The following is a 15,724-nucleotide window of genomic DNA, read 5'->3' as shown; positions in this document are numbered from 1 at the left end:
CGCCCCGCGAACCACCCCGCACCTCAGGCCCCGTAGCGCTCCCGCAGCCGGGTCCCCGCCTCCGGTCCCGCCGCCACCTCGTCCAGGGCGAGCAGCCCCGCCCCGAGCACCGGCGGCGCCGTCACGAAGCCGATGACGGCCTTCGGCGCCCGCTCGGCGAGGAGTTCACGGATCCGCTCCTCCAACTGCGGGTGGCGCGCGGCGAGCACGCTGCCGCCCAGCATCACCGGAGCCTCCTCCTCCAGGAGGCCGAGCCGCCCGAGCGCGACGGCCGACAGGGCGACGACCTCCTCGGCGAGCCGGTGCACCAGCGAGAGGGCCACCGGGTCGCCCTCCGCGCTCACCCGGAAGAGCACGGGCGTCAGCTCGTGCCGGCGCTCGACGGGCACGTGCCCCAGGTGCAGCGCCTCGATCAGCGCGTACATCGACTCCAGACCGAAGTGCGCGGGCAGCGCGCGCGCCAGCTCGGACGGCGCGCCGCGCCCGTCCTCGGCGCGCGCCGCGAACCAGAGCGCCTCCTCGGCCATGCCGCTGCCGCCGCCCCAGTCGCCGGACAGCTTCCCGATCGCGGGGAACCGCGCGGTCCGCCCGTCCGGGGTCATGCCGACGCAGTTGATCCCCGCCCCGCACACCACCGCGACACCGCGCGGCTCGTCCAGCCCGGCCCGCAGGATCGCGAAGGTGTCGTTGTGCACCCGCACCGACCGGCTCCAGCCCCTGCCGAGGATCTCGGCCTGGAGCGCGGTCTCCTCGACGGGCAGGTCGGCGTTGGCGAGACAGGCCGCGACATGCGCGAACGCGGGGGAGGCACCGGCGCCGCCGGCCTCCGCCCACGCCCGCCCGACGATCTCCGCCAGCGTGTCGACGGCCGTCGCCACCCCCACCACCGGCGGCTGGAACCCGCCGCCGCGCGCCGCCCCCAGGACGGCGCCGTCCCGGGAGAGGACCGCGACGTCGGTCTTGCTGTTCCCCGCGTCGACCGCGAGGAGGACGCCGTTCAGGTTCACGCCCACGCCAGGTGCTCCCGGTTGTGCGCGATCAGCCGGTCGGTGAGCCCGTCGGCGTACGCGTACTGCCCCACCAGCGGGTGCGCGAGCAGCGCCTTGAACACCCGGTCCCGGCCGCCGCGCAGCGCCGCTTCGAGGGCCAGGTCCTCGTAGGCCGTGACGTTCGCGATGAGACCGGCGTACAGCGGGTCCACCGGGGCGACCGGCAGCGGCGCGGCGCCGTGGGCACCGACCGCGGCCTGCGTCTCGATGACGGCGTCGTCCGGCAGGAACGGCAGCGTGCCGTTGTTGTAGGTGTTCACCACCTGGTACGGCGAACCGCCCCCGCCCAGCAGGGACGCGGCCAGGTCCACGGCCGCCTCCGAGTAGAAGGCGCCGCCGCGCTTGGCGAGCAGGGCCGGCTTCTCGTCGAGCGCCGGGTCCCCGTACAGGTCGAGGAGTTCCTTCTCCATCGCGGCGACCTCGGCGGCCCGCGAGGGCTTCGTGCCGAGCTCCCGCACCACCTCGTCGTGCGCGTAGAAGTACCGCAGGTAGTACGAGGGGACGACGCCGAGCCGGTCGAGGACCGGGCGCGGCAGCCGCAGGTCGTCGGCGACCGCGTCGCCGTGCTCGCCGAGCAGCCGGGGCAGCACGTTCTCGCCCTCGGGCCCCCCGAGGCGCACCGCCCGCTCCCAGGTCAGGTGGTTGAGCCCGACGTGGTCCAGGTGGACCTCGGACGGGGCCACGCCGAGGAGCGCGGCGAACTTCCGCTGGAAGCCGATGGCCACGTTGCACAGGCCGACGGCCTTGTGCCCGGCCTGGAGCAGCGCGCGCGTGACGATGCCGACGGGGTTGGTGAAGTCGATGATCCAGGCGTCCGGGTTGGTGCGCCGGACCCGCTCGGCGATGTCCAGGACCACCGGGACCGTGCGGAGCGCCTTGGCGAGACCGCCGGCGCCGGTGGTCTCCTGGCCGACGCAGCCGCACTCCAGCGGCCAGGTCTCGTCCTGCTGCCGGGCGGCCTGCCCGCCGACCCGCAGCTGCAGCAGGACGGCGTCGGCGCCCTCGACCCCGGCGTCGAGGTCGGTGGTGGTGACGATCCTCCCCGCGTGGTCCTGCTTGGCGAAGATGCGCCGGGCGAGCCCGCCGACCAGTTCGAGCCGGTCGGCGGCCGGGTCGACGAGGACGAGTTCGGTGATGGGCAGGGTGTCGCGCAGGCGCGCGAAGCCGTCGATCAGTTCGGGGGTGTAGGTGGAACCGCCCCCCACGACAGTGAGCTTCATGGTGTGAGTCAGCCCTTCACTCCGGTCAGTGTGACTCCCTCGACGAACGCCTTCTGGGCGAAGAAGAAGACGAGGATCACAGGGGCCATGACCAGAACGGTCGCGGCCATGGTCAGATTCCAGTCGGTGTGGTGCGCGCCCTTGAAGGACTCCAGGCCGTAACTGAGCGTCCAGGCGCCCGGGTTCTCGGAGGCGTAGATCTGCGGCCCGAAGTAGTCGTTCCAGCAGTAGAAGAACTGGAACAGGGCGACGGCGGCGATGCCGGGCCTCGCCATCGGGAGCACGATCCGGATCAGGGTGCGGAACTCGCCGCACCCGTCGATCCGCGCGGCCTCGACGTACTCGTTCGGGATGGTCAGCAGGAACTGGCGCAGCAGGAAGATGGCGAACGCGTCACCGAAGACCATCGGGATGATCAGCGGCCACAGCGTGCCGGAGAGGTCCATCTGCTTGGCCCAGAACAGGTACATCGGGATGATGACGACCTGCGGCGGCAGCATCATCATCGAGATGACGAGCAGCAGCGACAGGTGCCGGCCGCGGAAGCGGAACTTGGCGAGCGCGTACGCCACGGGTATCGAGGACACCACGACGAGGACGGTGCCGAGGCCCGCGTACAGCAGGGAGTTCCGCCACCAGGTGAGGAAGCCCTCGGTCCGGAAGACCTTGACGTAGTTGTCCCAGTGCCAGGAGTTCGGCGTCAGGTCCCGGGTGAGCGCCTGGTCGTCGCTCATCAGGGAGGTGAGGAGGACGAAGACGAACGGGAGGACGAAGAACAGGGCGGCGGCGATGCCGAGCGAGTGCACGGCGATCCAGTGCAGCAGCGCCTTGCGGCGGGCCCGCTTCAGGGCGGGGTTCGCCGTCTCGGGCCGGTCGGGGAGCGTTGCGGTCGTCATGGTTCAGTCACCCGAGCCGATCAGGCCGCCGCGCCGCCGCATCAGGAGCGCGGTGAAGGCCATGGAGAAGGCGAAGAGCACCAGCGCCACCACACAGGCCGCGCCGTAGTTGAACTGGCTGAAGCCGAGGCTGTAGACGAGCTGCGGCAGGGTCAGCGTGGAGTCGTCCGGGTGGCCGGGGACGAAGGTGACGCCGGAGCCGCCCATCACGCCCGAGGCGAGCTTGGAGGCCACGATCGGCTGCGTGTAGTACTGCATCGCGCCGATGATCCCGGTGACGACCGCGAAGAGCACGATCGGCGAGATGTTCGGCAGCGTGATGTAGCGGAACCGCTGCCACGGGGACGCGCCGTCGAGCTCGGCGGCCTCGTACTGCTCCTTCGGTACGTCGAGCAGGGCGGCCATGAAGATGACCATGAGGTCGCCGACGCCCCACACGGCGAGGACCGTCAGGGCCGGCTTGGCCCAGTCCGCGTCGTTGAACCAGGAGGGGGCGGGGATGCCGACCGCCTCCAGGAGCGAGTTGACCGGTCCGGTGCCGGGGTTGAGCAGGAAGACGAAGGCGAGCGTGGCCGCCACCGGCGGGGCCAGGTACGGCAGGTAGAAGAGGGTGCGGAAGACTCCGGCGCCCGTCTTGATCTTGGTGATCAGCATCCCGATGCCGAGGCCGAAGACGACCCGGCAGGAGACCATCACGACGGCCAGCCAGAGGGTGTTCTGCAGGGCGGGCCAGAACTGGGGCAGGTCGGAGAAGACGTACGACCAGTTGTCCAGGCCCCGCCAGGTCGGCGGGTTGAGGCCGTCGTACCGCATGAACGAGAAGTACAGCGTGGAGACGAGCGGATAGGCGAAGAAGACGCCGAATCCGATCAGCCAGGGCGACATGAACGCCAGGGTGCGGAGCGCGTTGCGCCGGCGCTTGTGCCGCAGGGTGTTGCGTCCCCCGGGGGAGGGGGCGGCCGGGGCGGCCGCCTCCTTCGCGGGCAGGGTGTCCGTGCTCATGGGTGGGTCCCGGCCGTCACTTCGCCGCGGCGATGTCGCGGTCGATCTGGGCCGCGGTGTCCGCGAGGCCCTTCTTGAGGTCGGTGACCTGGCCCTTCTCGTACCGCTGGGCGAACTTCTGGAGGGTGTCCTGGTAGGCGGAGCCGTTGACCGCGCCGTCCGAGGTGGTGGAGGCGGGGTGCCGGGCGATGTCCAGGAAGATCTTGAAGCGCGCGTCGAACTTCAGGTTCGGCGACTTGAGCGCCTCCAGGGTGGAGGGGACGTTGCCGATGTCGTTGGCGAAGCCCACCACGGCCTCGGTGTCCGTGGTCATGTACTTGACCAGCTCCCAGGCGGCGTTCTGCTTCTTGCTCTGCGGGGCGATGCCCATGATCGTGCCGGAGAGGTAGCCCTTGCCGTACTCGGCGATCTCGTCGTCGGCGACCGGCAGCGGCGCGACGCCGACGTCGAACGTCACCTTCGCCTCCTTGACGAAGTTCAGCCGCCACTCGCCGTCCAGCTGCATGGCGACCTGACCGGTGTGGAAGGGGTGCTTGGCGCCCCACTCGTCACCGAAGGTGCTGCGGTACTTGTCGAGCTTCTGGAAGCCGCCCAGGGCGTCCACCAGGGACTTCTGGTACGTCATCATCTCGGCGAACGCCGGGTCCTTCGCGACGGCCGACGTGCCGTCCGCGCCGAAGTAACCGTCGTGCTTCCACTGCGACATGTAGTGGGAGACGACGGTCTCGTAGCCGAGGTAGTTCGGCATGAAGCCGACCTGCTCGTAGGAGTCGCCCTTGGCCTTGGTGAGCGCCTTGGCGACCTCGGTGAACTGGGACCAGGTCTTCGGCGGGGCCTCGGGGTCGAGGCCGGCCGCCTTGAACGCGTCCTTGTTGTAGTAGAGGCCGTACGCGTCGGAGAGCAGCGGGAGGGAGCAGCGCCTGCCCTCGAACTGCGTGTACGACTGGAGGACCTTCGGGAAGATCTTGTCCAGGTCCAGCTTGTCCTTCTCGATGAAGGGCTTGAGGTCGGCGAGCGAGCCCGAGGCGCAGAACTTGCCGACGTTGGCCGTCGTGAAGGACGAGACGACGTCCGGGCCGTTCGACCCGCCCGCCCGCAGCGCCTGGCCCAGCTTGTCGTCGTTGATGTTGCCGACGACCTTCACCTTGATGTTCGGGTGGGCCTTCTCGAAGCGGGCGACGCCGGCCTGGATGGCCTTGACCTCGGCGGGGGCCACCCAGCCGTGCCAGAAGGTGATGGTCGTCGCTGCCTTGGGGTCGTCGGAGGCCGCGTTGTCCGCGGAGCCCGTACAGGCGGAGGCGAAGAGGGCGATCGAGGCGGTGGCGGCCAGTGCGGCGGCCGCTCTGCGCGGACGTACGGGCATGACGGTGTCTCCCTGTGGCGGAGGGCTTACGGGGGAAGGGGCGGAGCGAGGGGCGGTGGGTCGGTCGGTGGGTCAGCGCGAGGTGTCGAAGACCTCGTCGCGCGTGGTGGCGAGGGCGCTTTCGAGGGCGCCGCGCAGCACGGGGTGCCGGGACACCGCGGCGAGGACGAGCCGTGGCCGGGAGGCGGCGAGGTCGGCGAGTTCGGACTGGACGCGGGCGCGGAGGGGTTCGCCGCCGGCGACCAGGGCGGGGCCCGACAGCACGACCAGTTCGGGGTCGAGAACCGCGACGATCGAGGCGAGTCCGGTGGCGAGGCGCTCGGCGTACCGGTCGAGCAGCTCCGCGTACCGGGGGTCCTCGGCGTGTGCCTCGACGGCGTGGGCGAGCAGCCGGGCGGCGACCTCCACGTAGGGCTGCTCGGGGGTGTCGATCCCGGCGGCGCGGGCGATCCGGGGTACGGACTGGACGCCCGCGAGCTCCTGGAAGCCGCCGGAGTTGGCCTTGGCGACCTGGCGTACGAGCGGGGTGCCGGGCACGGGCAGGAAGCCGACCTCGCCGGCGCCGCCGGTGAAGCCGCGGTGCAGCCGTCCGCCGAGGACGAGGGCGGCGCCCAGGCCCGCCTCGTTCCACAGGAGGGCGAAGTCCGTGTGGCCGCGGGCGGCGCCGACGCGCTGCTCGGCGACGGCGACGAGGTTGACGTCGTTCTCGTACTCGAACGGGGGCAGGGCGGCGGCCAGCTCCTCCAGGAGGGTGGGGGAGTGCCAGCCGGGCAGGTGGGAGGCGTACCGCAGGCGCCCGGTGGCCGGGTCGAAGGCGCCGGGGGTGCCGATGACCAGGCGCCGGACGTCCTCGCGGGTGATCCCGGCGGCCTTGACGGCCCCGTCGAGGGCCTCGGTGACCTGGCGGACGACGCCGGACGCGGCGCGGCCGGGGGTGCGGAGCTCGTACTCGCCGACGATCTCGCCCGTGATGTCGGCGACGGCGGCGCGGATGCGGACCGGGGTGACGTCGAGTCCGGCGGCGTACGCGGCCCGCGCGTTCACCGCGTAGAGCTGGGCGTTCGGTCCGGGCCGGCCTTCGGTGGTGCCGGTGGCGACGACGAGACCGGCCGCTTCGAGGCGGGCGAGCAGCTGGGAGGCGGTCGGCTTGGACAGGCCGGTGAGCTTGCCGATCCGGGTCCGCGAGAGGGGGCCGTGTTCCAGGAGCAGGTCCAGGGCGGCGCGGTCGTTCATGGCGCGCAGGACGCGCGGTGTGCCGGGCGTTCCCGGGGTCGTACCGGCCATGAGGTCGCACCTGCCCTTCGGCTTCGATCGGGCCATTCTGCTGCCTTCCGGCGGCCCGTCTCCCCAACTGCACTGTTAGGAAAGTTTCCTATTCGGTGGGAGGAAAATAAGGCGGCCGTCACGGGGGCGTCAATACCCGGGCACGCGAGACGCCCCCGAAGGCAACCAAAGCGTTACCTGCGGGGGCGTCGGGCCGTACGGGGGGAGAGGGCTACTTCGAGAGGTCCGGCCTCGGCAGCGGGGTCGCCGCCGCCGACTGCGGCGAGGTCGCCGAGGAGAAGGCCGACGGGGCCGCCATGCCCGCGGTCGGATCGGCGGCCGCCTCCTCGGCCGGCGCCGGGACGCCGCCCACGATCCGGATGCCGGCCTCGTCCAGGCCCCGCTTGATCCGCCAGCGCAGCTCGCGCTCCACGCCCAGCGCCTTCCCCGGCATCGTCTTCGCCGAGACCCGGACGGTCATCGAGTCCATCAGCACCTCGACCAGGCCGAGCACCTCCACCGGGCCCCACAGGCGCTCGTTCCACGGCTCGTCCTTCGCCATGGACTCGGCGGCCTCGGTGATCACCGACTTCACCCGCTCCAGGTCCTCCGTCGGCCGGACCGTCACGTCCACGGCGGCCGTCGCCCAGCCCTGGCTGAGGTTTCCTATCCGCTTGATCTCGCCGTTGCGCACGTACCAGATCTCGCCGTCCACGCCCCGCAGCTTGGTCACCCGCAGGCCGACCTCCACGACCTCGCCGGAGGCCACGCCCGCGTCGACCGAGTCACCGACGCCGTACTGGTCCTCCAGGATCATGAAGACACCCGACAGGAAGTCCGTCACCAGGTTCCGGGCACCGAAACCGATCGCCACACCGGCCACACCGGCCGAGGCGAGCAGTGGTGCCAGGTCGATCTTGAAGGCGCCGAGGATCATCAGCCCGGCCGTGCCCAGGATCAGGAAGGACGCCACCGAACGCAGCACGGAGCCGATCGCCTCCGAGCGCTGCCGGCGCCGCTCGGTGTTGACGAGGAGACCGCCCAGGGCCGTCCCCTCCACCGCCTGCGCCGAACGGTTCATCCGCTCGATCAGCTTCGTCAGGGCGCGGCGGACGGCCATCCGCAGGAGCAGCGCGACGACCAGGATCAGCAGGATGCGCAGTCCCGTGTTCAGCCAGGTGGACCAGTTCTCCTCCACCCAGCTCGCCGCGTTCGTCGCCTTCTCCGCGGCCTCGTCCAGGGTCACCGGAAGGGGCTCGGGCTCGGTGGCAGCCGCCAGGGCGGACCAGGACAAGGGAGGACCTCCAGGTATCGCGTACGCAGGCCATCCACAGTAACGGGGCTTGGGGCATGGTCCCGTTGCCGTGTTCGAGGGAGAGACGGACCTCACCCGGGCAGACAGAAGGAAGACATGCCGATGTGGTCGAGAACACGCCGGGCCGTTCACCCCGATCCCGGTACGTGGTGGCGTTCCGACCAGGCATGAGGAGAGACTGAGAGCAGTTCGTCCCGGCGCGAGCCACGCGCCGCCGGCGTCATAGGAGGCATCCGTGCCGCATGTCCTGGTCCTCAACGCGTCGTACGAGCCGCTCGGCGTCGTACCGCTCCGCCGCGCACTCGTCCTCGTACTGGAGAACAAGGCTCTCTGCCTCGAGGAATCCGGCGCCTTCCTGCACAGCGAGACCCAAGTCGTCCCCGCGCCCAGCGTGGTGCGGCTGAAGCGCTTCGTGCGGGTCCCCTACCGGGGGCCCGTTCCCTTGACCCGCAGGGCCCTCTTCGCCCGTGACGGCGGGCGCTGCATGTACTGCGGGGGTGTCGCGACCAGCGTCGACCACGTCATCCCGCGCAGCCGCGGGGGCACGCACGCCTGGGAGAACGTGGTGGCGGCCTGCCGCCGCTGCAACCACGTCAAGGCCGACCGGCACCTGCGCGAGATCGGCTGGCGGCTGCGCCACCAACCGGCCCCGCCGACCGGCCTGGCCTGGCGGATCATCGGGACCGGACACCGGGACCCCCGCTGGCTTCCGTACCTCCAGCCGTACGGAGCCGAGGACGTGATGGCCCGGATCGACTCCGTCGCCGACGCCCCCGTGAGGGCGCTGACGACGGGTTGAGCCGGGCCTTTCGCGTATCCGGGCACGGGGACGCGGGGCGTGGGGCACGGGAGCGGCACCCCCTCAGGGGGCGGGCCGCTCCTCCGTCGTGCCCGAGGCCGTCGTGCCCCCGGCCGCCGTCGCCGGGGACGCCGTGCCCTCGGCCGGAGTGCCGGTGCCGGTGGCCGCGGCCCCCGCCCCCGTGGCCGGCACGGACGGGGAGGCGGCGGCGGGCGGCTTCCCGCCGGGGCCGGCCGGGCCCTTCGGCGGGGCCACCGCGTACGTCTCCACCGACCAGAGCGAGTAGCCGTACCGGGTCGCCCGCGTCTCCCCCTGCACCCGCAGGAACCGGGTGTCCGCCGCGTCCATCCGGACCGACTCCCGGCCGCCCCTGCCGTCCGCGACCGTCGCCGCCGTCCGCCAGACCCGCCCGTCGGCCGAGACCTGCACCCGGTAGCGGGAGGCGTACGCGTCCTGCCAGTGCAGCACCACCCGCCCTATCCGGGCCGGCTCGGGCAGCTCCAGCTGCCACCAGGCGCCGTCCTCCGCCGGGGAGGACCAGCGGGTGGCCGGATCGCCGTCCACCGCGAGGGAGGCCGGGAAGTCCGGTGTCTCGTCGCCCGAGGAGGAGGCCGTCGCCGCCCGCGCCAGGTCCGGGCCCGCCGTACGGGGGAAGGCCCGCACGGTCAGCACCCGCTCCTCGCCCGCGAAGGAGACCGGCACCCGGTACGCGCCCGCCGGCACGTCCGGAGCCACCGACACCCGCAGGGGCACGGTCGTCCGCGCGCCGCGCTCCACCACCGCCCGCTCCGGCAGCGAGACCGTGATCCCCTTCGGCGCCTTCGCCGTCAGCGGCCCGCGCACCTCGCCCGCGCGCCGCCCCGACAGCTCGACGTCCACCCGCTGGGCCGGGCCGCCGATCTCCGCGTCCGTCTCCGTACGGGCCAGGTCGAGCCCCGCACGCGGCCCGTCCGCGAACCACGGCACCAGCGAACGCACCTCGGGAGCCGGCCCCGCACCGCTCCACACCACCCGCAGCGCCTCGGCCCGCACCCCCTTGAGGTCGGCCTGCGTCCAGCCCGAGGCCGACAGCGGGCCGACCGGCCGCCACCCCTCGCCCTGGACGTACGCCTCCACGCGCGCGTCCCCGCCGGTACCCGCCGCGCCCGGCTCCGCCATCACCGTCAGGGCCTCCACGGGCCGCGCCCGGTCGAGCCGCACGGTGTACGAGCCGGTGGCGCGGTCGGCGGCGGCCACCGGGGTCCGGTCGGCGCCGGTCCAGGCCGCAGCCAGCTCCACCGCGCGCGTGAGGAACGGGTCGAGCACCCCCGCGCCGACCGTCACCCGGCCCGCCGCCAGCTCCTTCCGCAGCGCTTCGAGGCGCAGCTGCGCACGCCAGGCCGCCGCGCCGTCACCGGCGGTCTGGGCGCGCAGCATGTCGACCGCCGCCTCGCCCGCCTCGCCGTACCGGGAGAGCCGCTCCAGCCAGGGGCCGGTCTCGTCGTCGAAGGCGCCGTCCGCGGTGGCCGCGAGCCGCCCGGGGGCCCCGCGCATCACCGTGAACGCGGCCCGCAGCTCGCGGGCCGCCTTCGCCCGCGCGTCGGCCGCCGCCGGGCCCATGGCCGTGCGGGAGGCCCAGAAGGCCGTCAGGAGCGGCTTCAGGTAGGCCGATTCGCCCGCCGGGTCGAGGACCGAGGAGGCGCCGTTCCCGGCGAGCGCGCGGAGCGCCTCGCGGGCGGCCGGCTCCGGGCCCGCGAGGTCGTCGACGGCCGCCCGCCAGGACTCCCGCGGCCGGTAGCCGCGCGGGTTCCAGGCGTAGTCGGCGGCGGTGAAGAGCGGGACGCGGGAGGCGGCGGGCTGCTCCATGGCGAGCGCGAGGAAGGCGGCGGAGCCGGCGGCCACCGCGGGCTCCCGGCCCGTGGAAGGGCCCAGGAACAGCCGGTCCTGCGCGTAGTCGTTGACCGGGTAGTTGTCCATGGTGACCAGCGGGTGGCGCAGCGCGCTCCGCGCCTCGGCCAGCTCGCCGCCGGTGATCGTGCGCGGCACGACGCCGACCCCGGTCCACGCCACCCGCACGTCCGTGTCGAGCGTCTCCGCGAGCTTCACGCGGTACGCCGTCGCGCCGTCCTGGTAGTACTCCGTCGGCATCACCGTCAGCGGCTCGGCGCCCGGGTGCCGTTCGGCGAGATGGCGGGCGACGGTGTTCGCCACGCGCGCGTGGGCCCCGGCCGCGGCCTCGGGTCCCCGCCCGAAGGCGTCGGCGTCCCGGTCGCAGTGCCACTCGTCGTACGAGGCGTCCTGGAACTGGAGCTGGAAGAAGCGCACCCCGAGCTCCCACATCGCGTCGATCTTCCGTGTCAGCGCCGCCATGTCACCGGCCCTGGACAGGCACATGGACTGGGCGGGCGCGACGGCCCAGCCGAGCGTCACGTGCTGGGCGCGGGCCCGCTCCGCGAGCGCCCGGAACTCCGCCTGCCGCTCCGCCGGGTAGGGCTCGCGCCACTGCGCCCCCCGGTACGGGTCGTCGCCGGGCGCGTACAGATAGCGGTTCTGCTTGGTCCGGCCGAGGAAGTCGATCTGGGCGAGCCGCTGTTCGGCGGTCCAGGGGCGGCCGTAGAAGCCCTCGGTGATGCCCCGCTCGACCGTGCCGGGCCAGTCGCGCACGACGACCCCCGGGACCTCCCGGCCGGTGCCGACGAGCTGACGCAGCGTCTGCACGGCGTGGAACAGGCCATCCTCGCCCACCCCGTCCAGGACGACCGTGTCCCGGCCCTGGAGGCGGCCCGTCGCGAGTCGGTAGCCGCCGCGCGGCAGATCGATCCGGTCGGGCACGCGCAGGGCGGTCAGCGCCTTCTCCGCGGCCTCGCCGGAGGGCCCCGCGACCCGCAGGACCGGCCCCCGGCCCGGGAGTCCGGTGTGGACGGTCCGTACCCCGGCGGTCCGCAGCAGCTCGCGCAGGGCGGCGAGGGCGTACGGATCGGCGTCGTCGTCGGCGACCAGCGTCACCTCGTCCCCGAGGGGTACGGCGGGCCCGGCGCCGGTCAGGGACTGCGGCCGGGGCCAGACGGCGGGCACGCGCGCGCCGGGCGGCTTCGTGGAGCCGGGAGTCGCGGGCGGACCCGGTGCCGCGGTCGACGAGGTGACGGGCGTGCCCGGATCCGCGGGCGCCGCCGGGGCGAACGGCCCCGTCGGGGCGAGCGGCGAGCGCCGTGCCTCGGGGGCCGCCGGGACCGCCTGCGCCGAGCCCGGCACCGATCCGCCGAGGAGGCCGCCGATGACGGCCGCGGCGACGGCCGTCGCGGTGCGCTTCCTGCGCCCGAGGTGCACGGGCGTCTCCCTTCGGCCGGGCCGGCCGCTCCGCCGGTTGGTAACGAGTGGGTCACGAGCCCACCACCCGTCGCACGGAGTGTCAATGCAGGTGGCCGATGTGTCGCCTTTGCCCGGCGTGCCGTCGGCGAGGTGACGTCACTTCGTCGTGATCCGCCGGTAAAACGTGGTGCGGTGGGTAGGGCTCAGTCGTGACCCAGGTCCCACCAGTCGAGACGAACCGGGAGACCCCCGTGACCACGACCGCCCGCCACCTCGGACGGATACGGATTCCGCAGCAGCCGGCCCCCGCCGGCGAACCGCTGACCAGCGAACCGCCGCTCCCCGACGCGGCCCCCCTCACCAGCGAGCCGCCCCTGGCGGTGGCGACCCCCCTCACCAGCGAACCCAACGCCCCCGGCAGCGCGGGCGGCACGGAGTCCCCCGGAGTGTGAAGTGACCCTGGCCCGTCTCGCCGCCCGTCACGGCGTCGCCACCGACCACCGCCCCTCCGAAGGCGTCACCGTGCCCGTGCCGGACACGACCGTGGTGGCCGTCCTCGGCGCCCTGGGCGTGGACGCGACCACGCCGGAGGCGGTCACGGCCGCCCTCGAAGCGGCCGAACGGGCCGAGCGCGAGCGCCTGCTGCCCCCGACCCTGGTCCGGTGGCGCGGCGAGGAGCCCGCCGGGCCCCCGCCCGGACTGCCGCCCGGCACCCGGCTCCGCGTCACGACCGAGGACGGCGACGTCCACACCGGCGAGGAGTGGGAGCCGCTGCCCCTCGGCGTCCACACCGTCGAGGCGCAGGCCCCCGACGGGCGCGCCGCCACGGCCACCCTGATCGTGAGCCCCCCGCGCGTGCCCGGCCCCGGGCGGCGCTCCTACGGACTCCTCGTCCAGCTCTACTCGCTGCTCTCCACCCGCTCCTGGGGCATGGGCGACCTCGGCGACCTGCGCGAACTCGTCACCTGGGCGGGCCGCACGCACGGCGCGGGATTCGTCCAGGTCAACCCGCTCCACGCGGGCGTGCCCGGGGCGCCGAGCGACCCCTCCCCGTACCGCCCCTCCTCGCGCCGCTTCCCCGACCCCGTCCACCTGCGGGTCGAGGCCGTCCCCGAGTACGCCCTGATCGGCCCCGAGCGCCGCGAGGAGCTCGACCGCGTCCTCGGGGAGGCCGCCGAACTGCGCGAGCGGGTCCTCGGCAAGGGCGCGGCGATCGACCGGGACGCCGTGTGGGAGGTCAAGCGGCGCGCCCTCGAACTCGTCGTCGGGAGCGTGGAGACCGGCCCCGGGCGGCGCGCCGACTTCCACGACTTCCTCGCCGCCCGGGGCCGCGCCCTGGAGGACCACGCCACCTACCAGGCCCTCGCCGAGCGGCACGGACCCCACTGGCGGACCTGGCCCGAGGAGCTGCGCACCCCGCGCGCGGCGGAGGGCGTCGTGCGCGACGACCCCGCCCTCGCCGCCCGGGTCGACTTCCACTGCCGGCTCGCCTGGCTGACGGACCGGCAGCTGGGCGAGGCCGCCGAGGCCGCCCGGGAAGCCGGGATGGCGGTCGGGATCGTCCACGACCTGGCGGTCGGCGTCCACCCGGAGGGCTCGGACGCCTGGGCCCAGCAGGAGGCCTTCGCCGCCGGCATGTCGGTCGGAGCCCCGCCCGACGCCTTCAACTCCCGGGGCCAGGACTGGGGGCTGCCCCCCTGGCGCCCCGACGCGCTCGCCGCCTCGGGGTACGCCCCGTACCGCGGCCTCCTGCGCGAACTCCTGCGCCACGCGGGCGCGCTCCGCATCGACCACGTGATGGGCCTCTTCCGGCTCTGGTGGGTGCCGGAGGGCCGCGAGCCCACCGAGGGCACCTACGTCCGGTACGACGCCGAGGCGATGCTCGCCGTCCTCGTCCTGGAGGCCCACCGGGCGGGCGCCCTCGTCATCGGCGAGGACCTCGGCACGGTCGAGCCCGGCGTACGGGACCGGCTGGCCGCGCGCGGGGTGTTCGGCACCTCCGTGCTCTGGTTCGAGCGGGACTGGGACGGCACCGGCCGCCCGCTGCCGCAGGACGGCTGGCGCGCCGAGTGCGTGGCCACCGCCACCACCCACGACCTGCCGCCGACCGCCGCCCGCCTCGCCGGCGACCACGTCACCCTGCGGCACCGCCTCGGCCTGCTCGCCGGCGACCTGGAGCGCGAGCGGGCGGCGGACGCGGCCGAGACCGCCGAGTGGCTGGGGCTCTTCCAGCGGCTCGGGCTGCTCCCGGAGGGGCCGGGAGGGCCGGGGGACGACGAGGCCGAGATCCGGGCCGTCCACCGGTTCCTGCTCGGCACCCCGGCCCGCATGGTCGGGGTGTGGCTGCCGGACACGGTGGGGGACCGCAGACCGCAGAACCTGCCGGGCACCTGGGACGAGTACCCCAACTGGCGGCTGCCGCTCGCGGGTCCGGACGGCCAGCCGCTCACCCTGGAACGGCTCGCCGCCTCGCCCCGGGCGCACGCCCTGCTGCGCGAACTCCACGCCCGTACGACCGCCCCCGATCCCCGTACGGCACCCCCGGGCGCGCGGCGCGTTTAGGTGTTCGCTACGTTTGCACCGTGGACAAGAAGAACGCACTGCGCGCCGGCTCGCTCGCGGCCGGTACGACGCTGATGATGCTGCTCATGTCGTCCCCCGCGCTCGCGCTCACCCGCGACGACGGCGACGACCCGGCTCCCAAGCTGGAGGTCATCGAGACCCTCGGCCTGTTCGTGGTCGCACCGCTGGTGCTGTTCCTCGTCATCGCCGGACTGGTGATGGTGCTCGACAAGTCCAAGAAGGCCTGACCGCCTCCTCTTCCGCTCCGCCGAGGGCGCCGCACGGTACGACGTACCGTGCGGCGCCCTCGCGTGCGTCCAGCCCCTTCCGGGGCCGCGCCACGGGTCTCACGCGGTGGTCGAGAGCAGCTTGCGCAGCAGGCCGGTCAGCTGCGCCGCCTCCTCCTCGCTGAGCGCGGCCCCCAGGGCGGCCCGCTGCTCCGCGAGGCCGGCCCCGACCGCCTGGTCCACCAGCTCCTTGCCGCGCTCGCTGAGGGTGACCCGCAGTCCGCGCCGGTCGTTCGGGTCGGGGCTGCGGGTGAGCAGCCCGGCCTTCTCCAGCTTGTCCAGCCGTCCGGTCATCCCGCCGGTGGTGATCATCAGCGTGGCGGTCAGCTCGCGCGGTGAGAGCGTGTACGGCTCCCCGGAGCGGCGCAGCGTCGCGAGCACGTCGAACTCCCCGAGGGCCATGCCGTAGGGCGCGTACGCCTTGTCCACCCTGGCCCGCATGGCGTTCGAGAGCCGGTAGATCCGCCCGAAGACCGCCATGGGGACGGTGTCCAGGTCCGGGCGGACGGCCGCCCACTGGTCGGCGATGGCGTCGACGGCGTCGTGGGCGGGGGGCTGCGTGTCCATGGTTCCAGTCTTCCCTCCCCTCTTCCTCGATGGCAAGCCACTCCCGAGCAAGCCACTTGCAAGTAAGTAGCTTAGTGGTAAGTTAATTACCGCCAAGCCAGTCCGGTCCGCAG

13 protein-coding genes are annotated in these 15,724 nt (G+C 73.8%); 4 read left to right on the top strand and 9 right to left on the bottom strand.

Going from position 1 to position 15,724, the window contains the following annotated elements; all coding sequences use genetic code 11:
• Window positions 1-23: 23 nt before the first annotated feature.
• The 7 genes from ABT129_RS26620 to ABT129_RS26590 form a co-directional block, all read right to left on the bottom strand.
• A complete protein-coding gene (locus ABT129_RS26620; protein ID WP_502981920.1) occupies window positions 24-1,013 on the bottom strand; it encodes an N-acetylglucosamine kinase in 990 nt (329 codons plus the stop codon).
• Complete coding sequence (locus tag ABT129_RS26615; RefSeq protein WP_351906539.1) at window positions 1,004-2,269, bottom strand: 6-phospho-beta-glucosidase; 1,266 nt, start codon at window positions 2,267-2,269, stop codon at window positions 1,004-1,006. The genes ABT129_RS26620 and ABT129_RS26615 overlap by 10 nt, the downstream gene beginning before the upstream one ends.
• A gap of 8 nt (window positions 2,270-2,277) precedes the next feature.
• Complete coding sequence (locus ABT129_RS26610) at window positions 2,278-3,165, bottom strand: carbohydrate ABC transporter permease (RefSeq protein WP_351906536.1); 888 nt, start codon at window positions 3,163-3,165, stop codon at window positions 2,278-2,280.
• Between the two features lie 3 nt (window positions 3,166-3,168).
• Window positions 3,169-4,167: a carbohydrate ABC transporter permease gene (locus ABT129_RS26605; RefSeq protein WP_502981919.1), complete on the bottom strand. Its 999-nt coding sequence runs from the start codon at window positions 4,165-4,167 to the stop codon at window positions 3,169-3,171.
• Window positions 4,168-4,183: 16 nt separating this feature from the next.
• Entirely contained in the window at window positions 4,184-5,530 is a 1,347-nt protein-coding gene (locus ABT129_RS26600; RefSeq protein ID WP_351906533.1) for an ABC transporter substrate-binding protein, read from the bottom strand.
• A gap of 72 nt (window positions 5,531-5,602) precedes the next feature.
• A complete protein-coding gene (locus tag ABT129_RS26595; protein ID WP_351906530.1) occupies window positions 5,603-6,814 on the bottom strand; it encodes an ROK family transcriptional regulator in 1,212 nt (403 codons plus the stop codon).
• Window positions 6,815-7,025: 211 nt separating this feature from the next.
• Window positions 7,026-8,087 (bottom strand): mechanosensitive ion channel family protein, encoded by a 1,062-nt coding sequence (locus ABT129_RS26590; RefSeq protein WP_351906527.1) that lies wholly within the window; start codon window positions 8,085-8,087, stop codon window positions 7,026-7,028.
• A gap of 256 nt (window positions 8,088-8,343) precedes the next feature.
• Here ABT129_RS26590 and ABT129_RS26585 point away from each other — a divergent pair, with 256 nt between their 5' ends.
• Complete coding sequence (locus ABT129_RS26585) at window positions 8,344-8,907, top strand: HNH endonuclease (RefSeq protein ID WP_030325842.1); 564 nt, start codon at window positions 8,344-8,346, stop codon at window positions 8,905-8,907.
• A gap of 63 nt (window positions 8,908-8,970) precedes the next feature.
• On the opposite strand, the gene ABT129_RS26580 is transcribed toward ABT129_RS26585, so the two are convergent.
• Window positions 8,971-12,213 (bottom strand): beta-N-acetylglucosaminidase domain-containing protein, encoded by a 3,243-nt coding sequence (locus tag ABT129_RS26580; RefSeq protein WP_351906523.1) that lies wholly within the window; start codon window positions 12,211-12,213, stop codon window positions 8,971-8,973.
• Between the two features lie 233 nt (window positions 12,214-12,446).
• Here ABT129_RS26580 and ABT129_RS26575 point away from each other — a divergent pair, with 233 nt between their 5' ends.
• The 3 genes from ABT129_RS26575 to ABT129_RS26565 are packed head-to-tail and all read left to right on the top strand — an operon-like array spanning window position 12,447 to window position 15,005.
• Window positions 12,447-12,647, top strand: coding sequence for a hypothetical protein (locus ABT129_RS26575; RefSeq protein WP_351906632.1), 201 nt, complete (start codon window positions 12,447-12,449; stop codon window positions 12,645-12,647).
• A 1-nt stretch (window position 12,648) separates the two neighbouring features.
• Entirely contained in the window at window positions 12,649-14,757 is a 2,109-nt protein-coding gene (gene malQ, locus ABT129_RS26570) for a 4-alpha-glucanotransferase (protein ID WP_351906520.1), read from the top strand.
• A 20-nt stretch (window positions 14,758-14,777) separates the two neighbouring features.
• Complete coding sequence (locus ABT129_RS26565) at window positions 14,778-15,005, top strand: hypothetical protein (protein WP_351209892.1); 228 nt, start codon at window positions 14,778-14,780, stop codon at window positions 15,003-15,005.
• A gap of 99 nt (window positions 15,006-15,104) precedes the next feature.
• Here the strand turns inward: ABT129_RS26565 and ABT129_RS26560 are convergent, their stop codons facing one another.
• Window positions 15,105-15,611, bottom strand: a complete 507-nt coding sequence (locus ABT129_RS26560; RefSeq protein ID WP_351906517.1) for a MarR family winged helix-turn-helix transcriptional regulator — start codon at window positions 15,609-15,611, stop codon at window positions 15,105-15,107.
• Between the last annotated feature and the right edge of the window lie 113 nt (window positions 15,612-15,724).

This window comes from Streptomyces sp. NPDC002057 (genome assembly GCF_040296665.1).
Taxonomy (GTDB): domain Bacteria; phylum Actinomycetota; class Actinomycetes; order Streptomycetales; family Streptomycetaceae; genus Streptomyces.
Note: the sequence above shows the minus strand (reverse complement) of the source record. Positions and strands in the feature narration are given on the sequence as shown.